The sequence below is a fragment of the Paenibacillus rhizophilus genome (assembly GCF_003854965.1).
Lineage (GTDB): Bacteria > Bacillota > Bacilli > Paenibacillales > Paenibacillaceae > Paenibacillus_AQ > Paenibacillus_AQ rhizophilus.
Window position 1 is genome coordinate 25458 of record NZ_RQPI01000002.1, and the last position, 17988, is coordinate 43445.

General features: G+C 49.0%; 11 protein-coding genes and 1 pseudogene. 4 read left to right on the forward strand and 8 right to left on the reverse strand.

What is annotated here, in order from left to right; all coding sequences use genetic code 11:
- Window positions 1-33: 33 nt before the first annotated feature.
- The 4 genes from EH198_RS05555 to EH198_RS05570 form a co-directional block, all read right to left on the reverse strand.
- The gene (locus EH198_RS05555) at window positions 34-1341 is read right to left on the reverse strand and encodes an ABC transporter substrate-binding protein (protein ID WP_124694563.1); all 1308 of its coding nucleotides are present in this window, start codon (window positions 1339-1341) and stop codon (window positions 34-36) included.
- 299 nt (window positions 1342-1640) lie between these two features.
- Window positions 1641-2633: a LacI family DNA-binding transcriptional regulator gene (locus EH198_RS05560; RefSeq protein WP_124694564.1), complete on the reverse strand. Its 993-nt coding sequence runs from the start codon at window positions 2631-2633 to the stop codon at window positions 1641-1643.
- Window positions 2634-2765: 132 nt separating this feature from the next.
- On the reverse strand, window positions 2766-3734 hold the full coding sequence (locus tag EH198_RS05565) for an aldo/keto reductase (RefSeq protein WP_124694565.1): 969 nt from the start codon (window positions 3732-3734) through the stop codon (window positions 2766-2768).
- Between the two features lie 125 nt (window positions 3735-3859).
- Window positions 3860-4990, reverse strand: a complete 1131-nt coding sequence (locus EH198_RS05570) for a glycosyltransferase (RefSeq protein ID WP_124694566.1) — start codon at window positions 4988-4990, stop codon at window positions 3860-3862.
- Between the two features lie 137 nt (window positions 4991-5127).
- Here EH198_RS05570 and EH198_RS24495 point away from each other — a divergent pair, with 137 nt between their 5' ends.
- A complete protein-coding gene (locus EH198_RS24495) occupies window positions 5128-5274 on the forward strand; it encodes a hypothetical protein (RefSeq protein WP_185702766.1) in 147 nt (48 codons plus the stop codon).
- A gap of 358 nt (window positions 5275-5632) precedes the next feature.
- Here EH198_RS24495 and EH198_RS05575 read toward each other — a convergent pair whose 3' ends face one another.
- Window positions 5633-6898, reverse strand: a complete 1266-nt coding sequence (locus EH198_RS05575; RefSeq protein ID WP_124694567.1) for an IS110 family RNA-guided transposase — start codon at window positions 6896-6898, stop codon at window positions 5633-5635.
- Window positions 6899-7060: 162 nt separating this feature from the next.
- On the opposite strand from EH198_RS05575, the gene EH198_RS24500 reads away from it, so the two are divergent.
- The 3 genes and pseudogenes from EH198_RS24500 to EH198_RS05590 all read left to right on the forward strand — a co-directional run bounded on the left by EH198_RS24500 (window position 7061) and on the right by EH198_RS05590 (window position 9383).
- Window positions 7061-7678: an ABC transporter permease gene (locus tag EH198_RS24500; RefSeq protein WP_185702767.1), complete on the forward strand. Its 618-nt coding sequence runs from the start codon at window positions 7061-7063 to the stop codon at window positions 7676-7678.
- An 83-nt stretch (window positions 7679-7761) separates the two neighbouring features.
- A pseudogene (locus EH198_RS05580) lies at window positions 7762-8504 on the forward strand (ABC transporter permease).
- A 3-nt stretch (window positions 8505-8507) separates the two neighbouring features.
- Window positions 8508-9383 (forward strand): ABC transporter ATP-binding protein, encoded by an 876-nt coding sequence (locus EH198_RS05590; RefSeq protein WP_246014113.1) that lies wholly within the window; start codon window positions 8508-8510, stop codon window positions 9381-9383.
- A 211-nt stretch (window positions 9384-9594) separates the two neighbouring features.
- Here EH198_RS05590 and EH198_RS25025 read toward each other — a convergent pair whose 3' ends face one another.
- From EH198_RS25025 to EH198_RS05605, 3 genes are all read right to left on the reverse strand, one after another.
- Window positions 9595-13545, reverse strand: coding sequence for a fibronectin type III domain-containing protein (locus EH198_RS25025; RefSeq protein WP_246014114.1), 3951 nt, complete (start codon window positions 13543-13545; stop codon window positions 9595-9597).
- A 218-nt stretch (window positions 13546-13763) separates the two neighbouring features.
- On the reverse strand, window positions 13764-14912 hold the full coding sequence (locus tag EH198_RS05600) for a response regulator (RefSeq protein ID WP_342772027.1): 1149 nt from the start codon (window positions 14910-14912) through the stop codon (window positions 13764-13766).
- Window positions 14870-17872 carry a sensor histidine kinase gene (locus EH198_RS05605; RefSeq protein WP_246014133.1) on the reverse strand — a complete coding sequence of 1001 codons (3003 nt, stop codon included), beginning with the start codon at window positions 17870-17872 and terminating at the stop codon, window positions 14870-14872. Before EH198_RS05605 ends, EH198_RS05600 begins: the two co-directional genes overlap by 43 nt.
- Window positions 17873-17988 lie beyond the last annotated feature (116 nt).

The following is a 17988-nucleotide window of genomic DNA, read 5'->3' on the forward strand; positions in this document are numbered from 1 at the left end:
ACTGCCAGCACTCGTTTGGTTCCGTCAGTTGTCTTATTTCTGGGTTTTGAAATAATTTTCAATTACTTTGGCAAGATCGGTGCGGGATTCTTTCTTCGCAATATATTTTTGAATATCCGGCGCAAGGATGTTGCCCCAATCCTCAACCTTTACATAGTTGGAACTGAACGGCAGTGTTTTGCCTGCTTGCACGGCCTCCGCGATCGCGGCCCCGAGCGGGTTGGTCACTTTATTCGGATTGTTCTTGAAAGCGGAAACAATTTGGGCTTGGTTGACCAGGAAATCCTGCCCTTTTTGATCGTATACGATCCAGTTCAGGAACTTCTTCGCCGCATCCTGCTCAGCGGGTGTCGCCGCTTTGTTAATGACCAGGATATTGGTCGGACCGGCAGCGATTTTGTTGTTGAGCGGATTGTCGGGATTGTTATCAACCGGAACCGGTATAAATCCGAAGGATTCTCCTGAAACCGCCTTCAACGAATCGAATGCCCAGTTTCCGTTAAACAGAATGGCCGACTCCCCTTTGCCTACGCTTAAATGCGCATCGTCGTAATATTTGCCCAGAGGACGTTCGCCGTATTTGTTGTATTGCGGAGATGCCAGCAGATCCATCGTATCGTAGTAGCCGTTCCATACAGGGTTGCTCGCCAGATCGAAGGTGCCGGCTTTCAGCTGCTCTACAATCGTGCTTGGGTCCTCAGCCTGATTCAGGAACTGCGTGCTGTAATGGTTGGCAACCGACCAGTTCTCCGTTTGGTAAGCGACCGGATACTTCACGCCGGAAGCCTGAATTTTATCGAACAGCGCTTTCAATTTGTCGCGGGTATTGATGGAATAAGGATCAAACGTGCCTCCTGTCGCTTTTTCCACAACGCTTTTGTTGTATACGAGTCCAAAGCCTTCGATGGAGAACGGGAAACCGGCGACTTTGCCGCTCGCGTCTTTAACGCCATACACCGTATCGGCGTTCCATTTCTCACCGGAAAGATCAACACCGAAATCTTTGTATTTGTTGACGATCGAATCGGGTGCCATCATCGCCATTGTGACTGTTTTACCGGAGGCAGTGAGTTTATCCAGCAAATTGACCGTATCGCCAACAGCCTGTGAGATTGCCTCAACCTCGATATCCGGATTTGCCGCCATAAAATCTTTGGCCGCCTGCTCCCACTGGGTAGCGATCTCGCCTTTACCGTTGGTAATAATAATGCTGACTTTCCCGTCTTTGGAGCCTGCTTCAGGACTGCCTGACGCCGATGAACCCGATTCATTGGAGCCGCCGCATGCCGTCAAGGAAACAGCCATTAAAAAAACGAGGAATAAAGCCAATGTCTTTTTCAAAAGAAACCCCTCCATAAATGTAATTAACTTTAATGGTATAATCCCCGCAGAAAGTTTGGTAACGATACCAATTTCAGAGATTTAATCCCCCTTACCAATCATCTGAAGTGATTATGGATATACTATATCATCCGATGGTAACGTTTTCAACATATATTTTTCTAATCTTTGACTGAAATGATATCCAATAGAGTGAATAACCGGCTGTTTTAGAGCATTTCATAAAGAATAACGGGTCTTCACTTCTGGTAACGTTCCCAATTCTAAAAAAGACAATCCGTATGATCCACTCTTTAATGTCAAGTGGATTGTCGGACGATCAATTCTACGGGAAGTTCATACACGGCCGAATCGGGTCCGGATTGGTTCAGGATGTTTAGAAGAACCTCCCCCGCTTTCTTCCCCATTTGTTCAATAGGCTGCCGAATGGTTGTGAGTCCCGGATCAAGCACTTCCGCTATGGGTTGATCATCGAAACCGATGATGGCTAAATCTTGAGGAACGGACAAACCGGCTTTTTTCGCGGCCATCATCAGCCCTCCGGCAATTTCGTCGCTCCCGGTAAATACGGCCGTCGGACGGTCCTTCATATCGAGGAGCAGCTGCATCACTTGTTTTCCGTCTTCAATCGTATGCTTATCAACCAGAATCCAGCTCGGATTCACTTGGATGCCGGCTTCTTCCAGCGCTTTTTGATAACCCAGATTCCGATCCTTGTCTTTTCCAAATGCCGTGAACAATCCGCCGGTGCAGTAAGCTATCTTCCGATGCCCTCTTTCGATCAGATGCTTGACGCCGATGTAGGTTCCTTGATATTGGTCTACCCTGATCATGGGGACATCCGGCCTGTTGATGTATTCGTTGCACAGCACAATGGGACCGTATTCCGTATAAGGCTTAATGTCCTCCCAATCATTCTCAATGGATGCCATAATGATTCCGTCCGCCTGCTTCGTCTTCAGCAGATTTAAATAGGATAGCTCTTTCTCTTTATCCTCGTTCGTCTGGCAGATCAGGGTCTGGTAGCCATTCCGGTAACCTACCTGTTCGATGGCGTCCACCAAATAGGAAAAGAACGGATTCACAATCTTCGGGACTACCACCGCGATGGTTGTGGCAAGCTGGCCTCTTAATCTTCTTGCGGAAGGATTTGGCGTAAATCCTAGCTGTTCCATTGCCTTGAGCACCTGCTCTTTTTTGTCCGACGAAATATGGGGATAGTTGTTGATCACCCGGGAAACGGTTGTCTTGGATACTCCGGCCAGGCGGGCCACATCGATTATGGTTGTCATCGGCTTGTTCACCTCTCTTCAACAAATATTGAAACCAGTTTCAATCATTCTACCTTAAATCCGGATTATGCGAAAGGCAGTAAATAAAGCCGCGAACAATGAATATGTTCAAGCGGCTTTATCATACCTGTATCAGTTATAGAAATTTCGAATCCAGCGGTGCGTTTTCAGCTTGGCGAGCTGATCCTGGGGAAGACCCAAACCGTCTCCGATCTTCATATTGCGTTCCACGTTGGCAACGGAGCGCATGCCCGGAATAACCGTTGAAACGGCCGGGCTGCTGAGCACATAGCGCAGTGCCGTCTCCGCCATGTCATCCACAGAGATATTCAAATCGGCCGCAATTTGCTGCACCCGCTCGAAGACCTCCCGCTTGCGGTCATCCTTGAAATAATGATTGCGGAAATCACCTTTATCGAAGACCGTTTCCGGCGTGATTTTCCCTGTTAACCCGCCTTCATCCAGCGCAACCCGGACGATAACCCCGATATCATGCTTCTCGCACGCCGGCAGCAGCTCGTCCTCCGGACTCTGTTCAAATATATTATAAATAACCTGCACCGTATCAACGAGACCGCTTTCAATCAGCTTAATCGCATTGCTAGGCTGATAGTCATTGATGGAAACGCCGAAGAACCGGATCTTCCCCTGTTCCTTCAGCTTCTGCACACCTTCCAGCCAATCCCCTGTACCAAGCCATTCATCAGACCAGACATGGAACTGCTGAACATCAATCGTCTCAAGACCCAGGTTGCGCAAGCTTTGCTCCGTGCAGGAAATCACATGCTCCGCCGTGAATGTCTCTTCTGCCGGCACACCGCTGCGGGCAGGCCACTGTCTGTTCTTCGGCGGGATTTTGGTCGCTACATAAATATTCCCCGCATGTTCCCGGACGACTTGTCCAACCAGCTTCTCGCTGTGACCGTCCCCATATCCAAGCGCCGTATCGATAAAATTCAAACCCAGCTCGAGCGACCGGTTCAGCGCTTTAAGCGATTCATGATCATCCGCGCCGATCCATGACGTCTTGCCGATTCCCCAGGCTCCAAAACCGACTTCAGATACTTTTAATCCCGTTCTTCCAAGTGTTCTGTAGTTCATGAGTTCCCTCGCCTTCTATTATCATAAATTTTCCATTGCAATCTCCAGTATACCACACGGAAACGTTCAAAGCGTAAAGCCGCCGAACACCAGGAAACCCTTGTGTTTAGCGGCAGTCCGTTCCCCTATTTCTTTTTCTTTCTTCCGATTACCTGTTCAATGGCCTGCTTCATCATCCTGCCGGATCGATCCCAAGAAAGCCCGAGCACATCCTGACGCCCCTGACGGCCTTTCATCTTGCACAGAAGGGGATTCTGATAGGCGGTTCTCATCTGCTTTTTGAGGCTTTGCAGCCGAGGCTCCGCCCATAGCTGCCCCTGCTGCGCGAACAGTTCATGAAATTTGCGGGATATGGCGTGACCACTTCTCATGCCGACAGCCGGGTTCTGCAGCACGTATTTCACCAGGAAAGAATTTCGGCTGTTCAAAAAATCCATGTGGCCTCCCCATCCCGTTGCGATAACAGGAATACCGCTGGCCATTGCTTCAAGAAATGGCATGCCTACGCCTTCCCCTCTAGTTGGAAGAACAAAAGCATCCCCCAGCGTAAAAATCCCTTTAAGCTGTCCGGGAGAGATCTCCCTGCCGATGACCTTAACGGGAGCGGTGCTTTTGCCAAGACCGAGCTTTTTCTTGTACTGGATTATTCGTTGCTTAATCCAGGCCTCATTCTCACGAGAGCTGTAGCCTTTGGTCTTGATCACGAGCAGCACGGAATCACTGGCTGAGAACTCCTCCCAATAGGCCCGAAGCAGCCCTTCCGGATTTTTGCGGTGCTGGAACCCAAAGACGGATACAAAAACGAATCTCCCTTTACGCTCCGGTATATTGAGCTTGGGGTTGCCCGGACGGTATTCCTTCGTATCCACGCCATGGGGCACGATGAAGATGGGAACCTTTACGCCGCTCTTTCGGAGGGCTTCTTTGTTATGGCGCGTGGGCACAAAGACCGCATCAAATTTATTCATGTGCGGCTTCCAGCGGTTCGGTATCTGCGTCGTCTCCCAAACGGTGTTGAGGATCACATAGTCGTAATGCTTCCTCTCCTCTTTAACATGAACATGGTTCGGCGGAACATGGCAGATCAGCACTTTCTTGACAGCCGAACGCCGGCTGCCCGAGTGCTTTAGTGCTCCGGCGCCGACCTGCACATTTATACCTTGCCGCCGCAACCCCCGAACATATGCCCGGCTGGCGTTGCCCAGCCCGCTCTTCAGCTCAACAGGACCTCTCCATTCACACCGATAGCTGTTCATAAGCTCCCTCATTTCTCTGCCGCTCTCCTATTAGCCTTCCTCTTGCACCCTGACGGCAATGCCATTTGAATTAGGATATGCGCGGAATCCATCAGAAGGTGCGAAGCCGAGAATGTTATAATTTTTAGAGTGGTGCTGTGGGGAAATATGCCGCCTATACGATAACCACGCTGAAAAACACGCAGGTATACAAATTTGATTTGCTGCTGCGCGTAATGAACTCGTTTATTTTGGTAATCGCTTTTCGCGAAGCGTGGAAGGCCATTTACGCTCCCTCGAAATGATTTAGTTTTCTCACGCAGGCTCATGAATTCGCAGGATTTCACCTTTAGCTATGTGAGAGATAAGAAGGAACTAGAGGAGGCGGTGGCCTGGAACGACCGTAAGGGCATGCAAGAATAAAGGTGAGGGTAAATCACCCAATTTATACCACATTCTGCACGTCTCCATGTCGCCCCTAGCGATTTTCACTCCCATGTCTCAACGGGTCTCAAGCGCCCTTTCATTCCTTCGTCACATCTAACTAAGGGGTGGAGGTCGGTATTTCTAACGGAACGGGTCCGAGCCCTTTTGCGTAATGTCTCCCGATACTCCGTGCTTCTTGTCTATCCTGCGAATACATCAACTGGTGAAATAACGCGCTTAAGCTGCTTGCGGAAATACTTTAGTTGAGCGATATGCTTCACTGCTCTTGACTAGGCCTACAAGTATTCGGGCCACTTTGCCACATAATTTCATAATAGATTTCATTTTCTTAAGTTTTTTCACGTCTACATTGTGGTGGTGCAGGGCCCTGACATCTGGATTGGTCATGACCATACACATCGTCATAAGATAAAGAAAACGCCTTAGACGCGGACGGCCGCGCTTGCTAAGCACCATTTTCCCGCGCCATTTCCCAGAGCTGGCTTCAGCCAAATTTAGACCTGCATGACGAAGTAAGGCATTTCCGTGTGCGTAACCACTGAGATCACCAGCTTCTCCCAACACACCGGCTAGACTGGTTACATTAATACCTTGAATGGTAAGTAACTTTTGGGCATAGGGAATACGCTCCAACACGAGTTGTACTTCGTTTTCAATTTGCTCAAGCTGGCGCTGTGCCAAGTCATATTCTTCGAGCAGTTGACCCAAGTGCAACTTGTAGGCTTGTAGCGCCTTTGTAGCACCAACGCTGTGTTTAGCTAGTGTAATAAGTTGCTCGGCCCGCTGCAAACCCGCATGACGTTTTACGTATTGCTTCCAGCCGGCAATGACTTCCTCTGTCGTTAGAAGGCTAATCTCTTTCGGCAGAGGAAACAGCCTTAAGGTGGCAATGCTACTCGTGCAGGTGAGGATTTTAAAGACATGCCGAAGTTCTGGGAACACGATATCTACCCAGCGATGAATCTGGTTAACGGCACTGTTAAGGCGTTTGGAGACCGTATCCCGATTGGCCATGAGAATCCGCAGTTCCTCATAAGCTTCCGGGTTGAAACGTACGGGGGAATAGTATCCGTTTTTGACCATATCCGCGATAACAAGCGCATCTTTGCGGTCGCTTTTGGATGGGGTATTGTCTCGATTTTCTTTGTTCTTTTTAACGAGGTGTGGATTAACAAGAACAGCCTCAATTCCTTGGTCTAGAAGCCAACGAGCCAGACTTAGCCAGTAATGTCCGGTGGGTTCCATACCCACAATGATTTTATTCAGCTTGTAAGACTTGAACAGATCTTGAATCCAGCGTTTGAACAGGCGGAATCCCTCGTCATGGCTGCCGAACTCAAGTGGTGATCCCAAAGCAATTCCACGATAGCTTACTGCACGGGCTACATGCATCTGCTGGGCAATATCTACACCGACAACCAGATGCAAAGAGGAAATGTTTTCAATAAGTTGATTTTGCTTGTCTTGAGCTTTAACCTTCATAGTAGAGCGACCTCCTAGATGGTGAGATTAAAGGGCTGTAGACCCGTATCCAACTCCCATGTTACAGAGGTGCTCTTTTTTGTACAAAGTCCAAATTATTCATTCTACAGGAATTCTAACGGGCAGGGCCTTGCCCTATCCACGGGAGTGTCTTCGCAGGGAATGCAGACCTATGCGATGCTTTCCGTCATCCTGTTTGCCATCATCCCCCCTTCCATCTCATATGAAATCAGCGACAAAGTCAGAGACGGCTCCATCGTATTCGATATGCAGAAGCCGTGGGATTATGAATGGATGCATTTCTCCAAAGCGGTCGGCGTCTTCATGTATAGCATGATTTATGCCGTTATTCCGCAGTTGATTGCGATCCTTTTGTTTTTCCCCGTTGATTATCCGACCGGTCTGCAGGCCGCCGCTTTCGCGGCAAGCGTCCTGTTCGCCTTTTTGCTGTCCTTTTTGATCAATTTTATCGTCGGCATGTCGGCCGTCCTGTTTACGGAAACATGGGGGATCGAGATGTTCAAGACCGTCATCACCGACATATGCTCCGGCGCAATGGTTCCGCTCTGGTTCTTCCCGGAGGCGGTCGCCCGGTTCCTCTCATGGCTTCCTTTCCAGGGGATTTTCAATATTCCTTTATCCTTGTTTATTGGAAAAATAACGGGAACCGCCATCTGGGAGCAGCTTGCCTTTCAGGCTGCGTGGTGTCTGGCCCTGCTGCTGCTGAGCAGGCTGGTACTCCGGCGGATCGAACGCAGGCTGGTTATTTCGGGAGGATAATAACAAGTAAGGAGCGGGTCCCATTGATCGGCAGACATATCAAGCTGTATATCGCAATGCAATCGGCAAATTTGCGCTCGCACATGGCGTATCCGCTGAATTTCGCCATCGGTGTGTTGAGCATCACGTTTCTCGGGTTGTCCTTTATCCTGGTGTCCTGGGTCATCACACAGAAGGTTCCCGTAATTAACGGTTGGGGAACCTACGAACTTATCTTCATGACTTCGCTCTGGCGGACGACGCACGGCATCTTTATCGCCTTTTTTGTGCAAAGCTGGTTTCTCGACTCGCTGATCCGAAACGGCGAATTTGACCGCTTCCTTGTCAGGCCGCTCAATCCGATGTTTTCTTTTGCCGCCTTCAACATTCAAATCTACGGATTCGGCGATATGCTGGCAGGCCTTATCGGGCTCGCCGTATCCATGGCCCACATTCCGGACTGGACGTTCTTGAAGATCGCCTATCTGCTCGTCATCGTTCTTAGCGGCGCGGCCATCGAATGGTCGCTTCAAATGCTGATCGGCTGCATGGTGTTCTGGACACTGCAGGGCGGAGCTATGCGCCATATTCTGGATCAGCTGCTCGCGCAGTTCACCCGCTACCCGCTGTCCATCTATAACCGCATCTCCAGGTTCTGCTGACTTTCGTTCTGCCTGTCGCGTTCATCAGCTATTATCCTTCTTCCTTTTTACTGGACAACCGGACGGACGGCGGGTTCTCTCCTCTGTTGATATACTTCACGCCGCTGGTGGCGCTGCTCTTGGTCTCGGTCACTTATTTCGTGTGGACAAAAGGAATAAATGCTTACAAAGGAGCGGGAACATAAATCTTGGACATTATCATAGCCGACAATTTGGTCAGACAATTCCATTCCCCAAAAAAGCCGGCAGGCTCATTCAAGCTGCTGAAATCCGTCTTTTCCATGCAAAAAGAGACAATAAATGTTGTGGACCATGTGACGTTTACTGTACGGAAAGGGGATTTCGTCGGCTATATCGGCCCGAACGGGGCCGGCAAGTCAACCACCATCAAGATGCTCTCCGGTGTGCTTGTGCCCACTTCGGGAACCGTCCATGTCAAAGGATTGGAGCCGTATAAGAACCGCAAACAGCACGCGGGAAATATCGGCGTAGTGTTCGGACAGCGCACCCAGCTCTGGTGGGATTTGCCGCTCATCGAATCATTCAAGCTGCTCGGGAAAATATACAATGTTCCGAAAGAGCGCTTTCAGCACAATCTGGAGATGTTCACCGAAATTCTTGACATGTCCTCTTTCCTTTCAACACCGGTACGCCAATTAAGCCTGGGCCAACGGATGCGTGGAGACATTGCCGCGGCCCTGCTGCACGAGCCGGAAATTCTGTTCCTCGATGAACCGACGATCGGCCTGGACATCCTGGCGAAGGAAAAAATCCAATCCTTTCTGCAAAAGATCAACAAAGAAAAAGAAATAACCATCATCTTAACGACGCACAACATGGACGATATCGAAAAATTATGCCGCAGAGTCATCTTCATCGACAAAGGACAAATCCTGTTCGACGGCAGCACGGTGGTCATGACCGCTGAGTTCGGCGGCTTCCGCTACCTTGTCGTGGATGCGCCGAATTGGGACGAAGCCGCCTGGAACGGGCCTTCCGTCGAACGGCGGGAGGACAACCAGCTGTTCGACGGATCGAAGACGACAAGCAGGTGGCCCCCATGATCAAGCAGCTCACCGACCTTCTGGATATCCACAATTTGACTGTTCAGGAGCCGAGGATCGAAGATGTAATCAAACAGCTGTACCAAAGGATCGATCACTAGATTCGCATGAATTTGATGCAAAAAGCCGCCGAACACCCGAAAATGCAAAAAGAAAGAGTTATCCTCCAAGCATTTTATTACTTGGAGAATAACTCTTTATATAACGAATGTTAGTTAATCAATTCAGACTTTTGTAGAAGTCTCTGAATCATAGCGGCAACCTCGGCTCTGGTAATGTTATCCTTTGGTGACAGTTGGCTGCTGTTTCTGCCGGAAATGATGCCTGCTTGCAAGCAGTCGGCAGCACTATTTTTCGCCCACCCGGAAATCTTATTCGCATCCGCAAATGAACTCAGAACTTCTCCTGCTGCTTTAGAAGGGAGCTTTGCTTTCAGGTCAGTGATCGTCATCGCTTTCGCGATGATTGTCATCGCCTGTTCCCTCGTAATCTTGTCGTTCGGACGGAAGGTTCCGTCTTCAAACCCGCTGATCAGATTGTAGGCATAGGATGTTTGAATAATATCGTTATACCAATCCGATTGTTGTACATCCGAGAATGGAGCAGCCGCACTAACCAGCTTCAGTCCCAGTCCCCGAACGATAATTGCTGCAAATTCCGCACGAGTAATGTCTTGATCAGGGTTGAACATGTCATTACCGCTGCCGGTGACGATCATTCTTGAACCCATGTCGTTCACCGCATCTTTTGCCCAATGCTTGGCGACATCCTTGAACTCAAGCGGATGCCAGACAACCGAGTACGTACTGTTCGTCAAACTGCTCACTTTTGCGTAATACTTGCCGTCAATAACAGCAATCTTCGTTGGTACATGACGGACCGATCCATCCGGTTCAATCACAACTCCAGTAGTGATTTTATTAGGGTCTGTGCCGTCCGGAATGGCAAGCGTCCGTTCCACATAGGCATTGAACTTGGACACCTCAATCTTGGTATCCCCGTAAATTCCTCTGACCGTGAAATTAAGCGGCGGAACGACAATCGTGAACTGGCCTTTGGCCGCCGAGTTCTCGACCGTTCTTACCGTATCTGCCGTCGGTGCTGCGATTTCGATCTGTACCTTGATATCCTGAAGCGCTACCGGCTTTCCAAGCTGATCCGAAATATTAGTAATATTGATCTGCTGGGCAGGTAATGTGTAGGTGGCGTTCCCGGTTTTGATTTCCAGAACCGCCTGTTTTTGTTCCAAGTTTTTGACCATCTGGCCGTTCAATTCGCCAACCACGACATCCGCTTTCGTATTCACCGGTATCGTAATCACCGGATGCTGACCTTCTGCTGCAAGGATGTCGTCAAGCTTCTGAGGATCAATCACCACGGTTGTGACCGTTTGGTCATTCACTTTGATTGTGGTTTCCGTTCCCACTGTCTGCACCTTGCCATTAACAATCGCATTGACTCCTGTATCCGTTGGCTGCGGTATGCTTGGAGCAGTCGGCTCAACAGGTGTACTACCGCCATCGCCGCTGGACGGCGCCAGAGGTGTAACAGCATTGGAGGCTGCGGATGCCGCACTGCTGCCAGCACTATTAATCGCTTTTACCGTAAACGTGTAAGTCGTTCCATTCTGCAAACCTGTTATTGTAATCGGGCTGGCAGTTCCTGTCGCGATGATATTGCCTGGCGAAGAAGTGATCTCGTAACCAGTAATCGCACTTCCGCCATTATCCGCAGGAGCCGTAAAACGAATGGTCGCCTGTCCATCACCTGCTGTCGCAATGATATCTGTCGGAGATACCGGGACCGTCTTCGGTGTTGCGTTTGCTTCAATGGAATATGCGCTGCTTCCGCCGTCATTTCCCGCCTTGACTGTGAAATAGTAAGTTGTGCCATTCACTAGACCTGTCGCAGTGTAACTATAAGTCGATCCGCTCACGGTCGCCAAAGCACTTTCACCATATTCGCCTGGTGATGTCCCTTGATATATTTCGTAATAGGTGGCTCCAGTCACGCTGTTCCAGCTTAAGTTCGCCTGACCATTGCCCGCGATTGCACTAAGTCCAACGGGTGCCACGGGCGCCCCAACCTGAGGTGTCGCGGAAACCTCATTGGAATATGTGCTGCTTCCACCGTCATTTCCTGCCTTGACTGCAAAATAATAAGTTGTGCCATTGGTTAGAGCTGTCGCAGTGTAACTATAAGTCGATCCGCTCACGGTCGCCAAAGCACTTTCACCATATTCGCCTGGGGATGTCCCTTGATATATTTCATAATAGGTGGCTCCAGTCACGCTGTTCCAGCTTAAGTTCGCCTGACCATTGCCCGCGATTGCACTAAGTCCAACGGGTGCCACGGGCGCCCCAACCTGAGGTGTCGCGGAAACCTCATTGGAATATGTGCTGCTTCCGCCGTCATTTCCTGCCTTGACTGCAAAATAATAAGTTGTGCCATTGGTTAGAGCTGTCGCAGTGTAACTATAAGTCGATCCGCTCACAGTCGCCAAAGCACTTTCACCATATTCGCCTGGGGATGTCCCTTGATATATTTCATAATAGGTGGCTCCGGTCACGCTGTTCCAGCTTAAGTTCGCCTGGCTGTCCCCCGCGATTGCGGTAAGTCCTACAGGTGAGACGGGCGCTGCTACCTGAGGTGTCGCGAGTACCTCATTGGAATATGCGCTGCTTCCGCCGTCATTTCCCGCCTTGACCGCGAAATAGTAAGTTGTGCCGTTTACCAGACCCGCGGCTGTGTAATTATAAGTCGATCCGCTCACGGTCGCCAAAGCACTTTCACCATATTCACCAGGGGATGTCCCTTGGTATATTTCATAATAGGTGGCTCCGGTCACGCTGTTCCAGCTTAAGTTCGCCTGGCCATCGCCAGCGATTGCGGCAAGTCCCGTGGGTGATACTGGCGCCGCAACCTGAGGTGTCGCGTGAACCTCATTGGAATATGCGCTGCTTCCGGTGTCATTTGCTGCCTTAACCGCAAAATAGTAGATTTTACCATTTTCCAGGCCCATGGCTGTATAATTATGGGTTGAGCCGCTCACGGTTGCCACGGCGCTTTCGCCATATTCGCCAGGGGATGTTCCTTGATATATTTCATAACTTGTGGCTCCGGTCACGCTGTTCCAGCTTAAGTTCGCCTGGCCGTCGCCCGCGATTGCGGCAAGTCCGTCTGGCGCAGCAGGTACAGGCGCCGCTTCATGAGATATGTTGTCAATGGCTTCATCTATGTCTGGATTCAAGCTTTCATAAAATTCAAAAGTTTTCGATTGATCTGGAGCCATATTTCCTAATGCGCTGGTTAATCCAATCCATGTATCCTGAGAAGATTCAGGCTTCAGCAATCGGCTTCCATCGGGATCGTAAGCGAGGGCACTATAAGGGTCGCTTCCAGACCCTACCGATGCTCTTGCGTTCGGGTCCGCAGACATCAAGATTAACGCGTTGCCGGTTATAGGTCCTTTTGAAATCACGATTGCGCTAGAATCATTAGGAGGATTTTGGGGCACAGAATTTAACGTATTAAAAGTGAAATTCATATCCATATCAATGTCAGGATCGACGCTTTTCATATAACGCACATCGTATACCGTTTCATCAGATACGTTTTTCAACTGAACGGACACCTTGAAATACTTATCATTAACTCCAAATGAGACCGTCTGCTCGACTTGAATTTTTCCGTCGGAGGTTGTACCGATCGTTCTCGCCGCCAATGTATCCCCGCTGGAAATATCGGTAGTTACTGACGGAATCTGACTCGATCCTATTCGGGCAGCATTCATAAATTTGTTAATCGCACCCGTTTCTGATCCGCTGCGGTAACCGACGGTAAAGGCTTCATAAGGCGACCCTGGAAGGAAGTAGTCCCCGCTGTTCATAGGGCTTCCCGTATCATAGCCGTCGTTATCCACGTTAAAGCCTATAGCCGTTCTTCCTCCCGATGGATGAAACCCGGCCGGTGCGGGGCTTGCCGTACCAAATGAACCGATTCCCGCAATTCCTACTTCTATAAAGTTTCCTCCCAAAAACACATCATTCCCTACTTTTTCATGACGCGCCCCCGAAGCCGCTTGAACTTGAGCAGGCATCATAATAGGGTAAAGTGTAATCGACAGGATCATCAGGAATATTACGTATTTTTTTAGTCTCATGAAGCGTCCCTCCAAGTTATCTGTACAAACCTATGCACCAAATTTGTTATTACGGTTATCTGTCGATTTCATGCTGTGCGCTTGCCTTAGTCTCCTTTCGTCCTATTTCTTCTTGTTTCAACATTTTTCCACAAAGTGATTATAGCAAAGGCCTCTAAACCGATTCTAAAACGAATAAAGCCCCAGGACCTCATAAAGAAAGGCCGAAGGGCTTGTCATTAAACGTACTGATTATAGATACTTATCGTTTCCTGACTGGGTTCAATTCCAAGGTCTGTATGCAAGAGCTTAACAAAGGCTTCGTAATGACGGTTCAATGAAGCGTAATCGCCAAGCTGAGCATAAGAGGTAAGCACGAGGCGGCATATTTCTTCCGAGTAGGGGGCTTTTTGCTGAGCAAAATGCAGCCGCTCAAGTGCTTTGCGTTCACAACCATGTTCCATATCATAAGCTGCAATCCTGATCACGAAATTCAAATAACGTTCCTGCAAATTGCTCCTTAGCGTCTCCGCCCAAGGATAATCATAGCCTTCCAGGTAATCGCCGCGGTAAAGTGCAATGATATTTTCATAAAAAAGCCGGTTCTGTTCGGTAATGGCAGACTCTTTATCAGTTGCCTGCTCAAACTCCGATACATCGCACAAGATTCCATCCAAGACGAGACGGTAGCTGTCCAGAGCGTATTCTACGGATATTTGGCCCTGCCACTCTTTGACCAGCTTTCGAATCTGGGAGACGGTAGTATGTAAGTAGGTCAATGCCTTGTCCTTGGGATAATCGGGCCAAAGTGTCTCCAGCAGGATATCCTTGGAAATCCACCGCTCCCGGTGATGGAGCAAATAAGCGAACAGCTCTCGGGCTTTCGCCGTCTTCCACTTCAACTGCCTCTCATTACCCACGCTGCCATCAAAAGATAAATGACCAAAGCAGCGTACTCTCCAATTGCCGAAGCTTTTCACTTCCCTGACCGGGATGCTCCGTTCGATATAATGAAGTGTTTTAGCCAAACGATCCGGGTCAATCGGCTTTAATACATAGTCAAGCGCATGAATTTCGAAGGCTTCAATCGCATAATCCGAATATGCTGTTATATAGACGATACGAATGTCACTGTTCAATTGCTGAATGTGCTCCCCCGCTTCCAGCCCGTTCATCTCAGGCATGTCCATATCGAGAAAAACAACATCCACTCTGGACACTGCCAGATGCCCCAGCCCTGCTTGGGCAGATGTATATTTCCCTTCGATTCGAAACCGTCCATCGGTGAGCAGCATCATTTCCAGATACATCAGGGCAGGCTTTTCGTCGTCAATCAGTATGCATGTTAGGATAAAGCTCCCTCCTTTCCTTTGCGGTAACCGCCGGATGTTTCTTTAGGTATCTCAAAATAAACCTCAGTTCCCTGAAGCAGCCGGGTCTCCAATTGCAAGCCCCTCCCATACAGCGACAGGAGTCTCCTGTCAATATTCATTAGCCCTACACCCGATCCTGACTGCCCCGACAAAATCATATCGAGCTGCTCCCTCGGCATCCCTACCCCATCATCCTTTACCGTCACCTTGATCATCTGGTCGGTTTCCTGAATGGACAGTTGAATGGTGCCGCCTTCCGCTTTTTTCATAATACCGTGCCTGACCGCATTCTCTACAATCGGTTGAATGGTAAGAGGAGGAAGGAGAGCGTTCATCGACGCATGAATGTCATAGGATACGTTCAGGCGCTCCTCGAAACGCGCGCTTTCCAAAGACAAGAATGCCTTGACCAGCTCTAATTCTTTATGAAGCGGAATAAGCTTGTCGCGGTTCTGAAAGTCGAAGCTTCCCCGTAAATATTTGCTTAAATCCAGAAGCAGCTGGGTTGCCTTGGATGATTCCACTTTGGACATATAGGTGATTGTGTTAAGAGCATTATACAAAAAATGCGGTTTAATCTGCGCCTGCAAAAATGCCATCTCTGTGCGCACTGCGTTCTGAACGGATCGGCGAAGCGTAATTAAGGTGCGTACTCGCGCCCTTAACTCTATTGCATCAACGGGTTTGCTCAGAAAATCATTTATTCCAGACTGAAAGGCAAGCTCAATATCATCCGCGCGGCTTCGCGCCGTCAGCATCAAAACAGGCAACCTGGAAAGCGGAAATGTCAAGCGAATCTCCCTGCATAGTTCCAGACCTGACATCCCCGGCATCATCCAGTCGGTAATAACCAGATCGATATTTCGGTTCAGCGACAGCTCTTCCAATGCAGCGGTCCCTTTATCGACGGCAACTACGCGGTAGTTGTTAACGGAAAGGATATCCGTTAATACCTGCAGATTTACAGGGTCATCGTCCACAATTAACAAAGTACCCTCCACAGGCTTCATATCCAATGCGGCAGCAACCTCTGTCTGGGCAGTTGGAGCGCGGCCAATGAAGGTGACTTGTGTTAATCCGGTCTTCGATTCGGGAGAACGGGAGATGTCCGCCACAGGAACCGTAAAGTAAAATACCGATCCTTTATCCGGCTCGGATTCCACCCAAATCCGGCCGCCTCCAAGTTCAACGAGTTTTTTGGTAATGCTTAATCCAAGCCCCATTCCAAGGAAGGCAGGGTCTACCGGCTTTCCAATCTCCCCGAATGGCAGGAATATCTGATCATGCCGTTCAGCGGCAATGCCAATCCCGGTGTCCGCCACTGCAATCTTCACTTCCCGGCCACAATCTTCGGCAGAAACAGTTATAGTTCCTTCAGCCGTAAATTTAATGGCGTTTCCCAATAAATTATACAAAATTTGCTGGAAGCGATTTTCATCGGCATTCAGAAGCGGCAGATTTTCAGGCCACTCCTGCACGAACTGCAGTCTTTTGCCGCTGCCGGTTGTTAAGGTAAGGATATCGAGAACCACTGAAACAACAGGCAGAAGATCTACCGGACGCTGCGCAAGAATAATGTCGCCATTTTTCAGCCTGGCCCAGTCCAGAATATCATTAACCAGTAAGGATAGCCGCTTTCCTGTCGCTGCAATCATGGAAAGATGATGCTTCTGCTTCGGATTCAGTTCACCCGCCACCCCTTCCAGCAGAGAAGACGACATATTTACAATACCATGGAGCGGTGTCCGCAGTTCATGAGACGTGCTGGCCATGAATTCGTCCTTTAGCCCGTCAAGCGTCAGAAGCTTTTGCGACAGCTGCTCTACTTCATGGAAAGAGTTCGCAGATCGAAAAGCGGACTGCAGCGCTTGTGCTATAAGAAAGAGCAGTATACCGTAAGAGCTCAGCAATTGACTCTCCAGCTTGCCATATACATTTAGCAGACTGACAATAATGACGATAAGCAGACTTATAATATTTACAAGCATGAAGAACCTGTCCACGGTGCGCAAACGCAAGTTTCTTATCATCAAATAAATAATATATCCGACAAAGCACACAGACCAAACGAGCCAGATCCCATCCCACTTGGAGAACAGAAGTGTAGGAACACATACCGCCACAATCAGGTCGATCCCGGTAATCCATCTGTACAGCAGCATCACAGGTCTGTGAACGGCCGCCGGGGAGTACGCCGCAACATAATGAACGAAGCAAAAGTACACTCCCACAGAAGATATCATCTGCAGTCTTAATACCACATCATAAGGAAGAGCGGGAACTAGGTCTCCTATGATCTTCTCGCCATGAGTCAGCACATATATGCAGGCGAATAATGAAATCCCTCCCAAATACAGAAGGGAAGACTCCTGTCTTCGCAATCGATACAGCAGCAGAAAGTAAACGGTTGAGACTAGAAAGCCGAATGCGATCAGCGAATCGCCAAAAAATTCTGTTTTTTCAATATTCATTATCGTTTTATAGTCACCAAGCGAGATAGGGTATACCATCCCTCCCGATGAATAGCTGTAGTTGGCGATTTGCACAAGAATTTCAATTTCGCCTCCATTAATAGAAGCAAACCCGGCATAGGGTATATTGCGCTGCACACCATCTCTGCTTGACGTAGCGGGGTCACCGCTCGCTCCGACCTCTGTCCCGTTAATAAATATCCGGTTCGCAGACCGAATATTATCCGTCATGATACCGTAAATTTTATTTTTGTGCTCCGGGACAAGAACGTGCAGGCGAAACGTCGCGTAACCAGTAGCCTTGGGATTGCCGGCACTGCCTATATAGCTATTCCAGATGCCTGGTACATGAACTAGACCCGTATACTCTGGTGTCTTGCCAGGAGACGAATGAGCCGTTTGAAAGCTTTCCGGGGTCAGCAGTTGATCGCGGTAAAATTCCCATTCCCCTTGAAGCGGAACAGCCCCATTCGCCTGAAAGTCCCATTCCCGCAAATCCAGCACCCCTCCTTGCGACGAAGTATGCTGAGAGGCTGTATGCATATAATTAAATATCCATAATATAGGAATGATAATAAGAAATATCACAGTTAATAACACAGTTGGCCACTGTTTATGCA

Bases quoted from the DNA above. Each gene is read 5' to 3' on its own strand.
- EH198_RS05565 (WP_124694565.1), bottom strand. From the start codon at position 3,734: ATGAACTACAGAACACTTGGAAGAACGGGATTAAAAGTATCTGAAGTC.
- EH198_RS24500 (WP_185702767.1), top strand. From the start codon at position 7,061: ATGCAGACCTATGCGATGCTTTCCGTCATCCTGTTTGCCATCATCCCC.
- EH198_RS05575 (WP_124694567.1), bottom strand. From the start codon at position 6,898: ATGAAGGTTAAAGCTCAAGACAAGCAAAATCAACTTATTGAAAACATT.
- EH198_RS25025 (WP_246014114.1), bottom strand. From the start codon at position 13,545: ATGAGACTAAAAAAATACGTAATATTCCTGATGATCCTGTCGATTACA.
- EH198_RS05560 (WP_124694564.1), bottom strand. From the start codon at position 2,633: ATGACAACCATAATCGATGTGGCCCGCCTGGCCGGAGTATCCAAGACA.
- EH198_RS05570 (WP_124694566.1), bottom strand. From the start codon at position 4,990: ATGAACAGCTATCGGTGTGAATGGAGAGGTCCTGTTGAGCTGAAGAGC.